Annotated in this window: 2 protein-coding genes; both read right to left on the bottom strand. The window is 39.5% G+C overall.

Annotated features, from left to right (window positions below; all coding sequences use genetic code 11):
- Nucleotides 1-124 precede the first annotated feature (124 nt).
- A complete protein-coding gene (locus ACED53_RS23260; RefSeq protein WP_017101793.1) occupies nucleotides 125-1,510 on the bottom strand; it encodes a GGDEF domain-containing protein in 1,386 nt (461 codons plus the stop codon).
- A 242-nt stretch (nucleotides 1,511-1,752) separates the two neighbouring features.
- On the bottom strand, nucleotides 1,753-2,115 hold the full coding sequence (locus ACED53_RS23255; RefSeq protein WP_069595600.1) for an H-NS family nucleoid-associated regulatory protein: 363 nt from the start codon (nucleotides 2,113-2,115) through the stop codon (nucleotides 1,753-1,755).
- Nucleotides 2,116-2,148: the final 33 nt, after the last annotated feature.

Here is a 2,148-nt window from a genome sequence, read left to right as displayed (position 1 = left end):
ACAAGCTTACTGGGTTAGGTATGCCTGAAACTTGTCGTATTGACTAAAAAGCATGCGAAACGGGGTAGCTCTATCTCTAAATTTAATTACGCAACAAAACCGCTCTTAGGATTTCTCGATGCCGCTAAAAATTGTCATAAGTTTTGCGTTCACTCTTATCGTGAGCGAGACATATTCTATTTCGCCCCTGTTTCTTTGCTTCATATAAAGCATTATCCGCTAGCTTAATCACCTCTTTGACTGTCTCCGCTTGTGAGAGGCTAGCGCATCCTATAGAGATGGTCACTTGCTGATCTGATTCGTATTCTAGGGGGGCTGTGAGGTTTTGTTCACTCACCAATATTCTTAAGTTATCAGCGATCTTGCTGGCGATTTCAAGATCTGTTTGAAGAAGTAAAATAGTGAATTCCTCTCCACCATAACGACAAACTAGATCAGAAGAGCGTGTATTTTTTTTCAGAACATTAGCGACGAGCTGCAAAACTTTGTCCCCTAGTAAGTGCCCATAGGTATCATTGAATTGCTTAAAAAAATCAATATCTATTAATAGTAAACTATTTATTTCCTGGTTCAGGTTTTGTTGCTCAAATACTGCTTGGATTTTTTGATCGAACTCTGATCGGTTATACAATCCAGTTAACCGGTCAGTAATTGCGGATTTATGGAGTTGTTTTTCAAGGAGGCGTCTACGTTTATCGAATTGCTCATAAGTAATACCACTAGCCAGCATTGTAAAGGTGATATACGTACAGACCACCACTACATAGATAGCAAAACCGCTGGTTTCATCCTCCAAAATATAAGTGGTGAGAAAGCCGCCAGCTAGGCAAAATAACAACCCAAAGATTAACTGCGTACGCGCTATTTTCGCTCCTAAAGTAGGTAATAAGAGTGTTTTAAGTGCGCCTCGGTGGGCTGTGAGACCAAAAATTGATATGGTTAAAAAGAACCCTAATATAGTGGTGACCGGAGACATCTGGCCATAAAATGAATCAATACCATAAGCGTAACCAACGGCTGAGACAAATGGGAGGAAAATAGCGGTAATGGCAAAAATTTGTATTAGATACCAAGGACGTCTATTTAAGAGGAAAAAAATGGCTATGACAGCAAAAAGTTGCATTACTGATGTATTAAACCCCATCTCGATGGGAGACTCTGCGTGAAGTGGGGTATCAAAAAAGATGAAATAACTTAGAACAGGGTCAATTAAATTAATTCCAGTACTTTGTTGATAGAAACGAATGACAAGTATGAAAAAAGCAAGGCTTACGAGGCTTCTGGTTATCTTCAGACTCTTTTTCCGCCAAATACAGGCGCAAGAAAGAAGTAAAAAGATAAAAGCAGTTATAGGATGCGTAGCTGCCCCATGGCTTGTTGGTCGATAGAGCCATTTAATATCAAAAAGATAGGAAGCTAAAATGAGAACAGACAAAGCTGCAATCACCTTGCAGAAAACTTGGCTGTAAAAAAGAGTGAGTGAAGTGAGTGCTCGTTTTTTTTTTGCCATTTATATATCGCCTTCATTGGGTGTCTTAGGACTTAACTTTTATAGATAATGATTCAATCTAGGAGATTTTTCCCAAATACTGCGTTTAATATTATCATTAATAAGGATGGGGATCCCGCCTTCGGTTTCAGGCCTATCGAACTAACTTAAACAAGGCTTCTGTTTCGTTTCTATATGAATATTGATCTTGTTGTTAACAACAAGATCAAATCTTCCTACTGCAGGAGGGGGGAAAGAAGCGACTATTTCGCGATCAAGAAATCATCAAGTGATTTACCAGCATCAAGCTGTTCTTGAATTATGGAAGGGGTGCGACTTTGACCAGTCCATGTTTGTGCTCTGCCGTTCCCGTCGGTGTATCTATATTTAGCAGGGCGAGGCTTACGTTTACCTTTTGTGTTCTTTTTTGATTTTCCTGATAGAGCTTCTATGAGAGCTTCAACATCAACCTTGATGTGATTTACGATTTCAGCGAATTTTGTTTCTTGGCGTTTAAGAAAGACGGTCGTTAACTTCTTAAGTGCTTCTTCAAGTTCCTCAAGTGTTAATTCACGAGAGAACGCCCGAAGCGAGCGGATATTAAGGGCTTTGTTGCGTAATTCAATGGAACTAAATCAAGAACCTACGATCTGATCAGC

It is taken from the genome of Vibrio sp. 1F169 (assembly GCF_041439605.1).
In the GTDB taxonomy this organism is placed as follows: Bacteria; Pseudomonadota; Gammaproteobacteria; order Enterobacterales; family Vibrionaceae; genus Vibrio; species Vibrio tasmaniensis_A.
The sequence above is the reverse complement of the archived record's forward strand: the minus strand, read 5'-3'. Positions and strand labels throughout refer to the sequence as shown.

Bases quoted from the DNA above. Each gene is read 5' to 3' on its own strand.
- ACED53_RS23260 (WP_017101793.1), bottom strand. From the start codon at position 1,510: ATGGCAAAAAAAAAACGAGCACTCACTTCACTCACTCTTTTTTACAGC.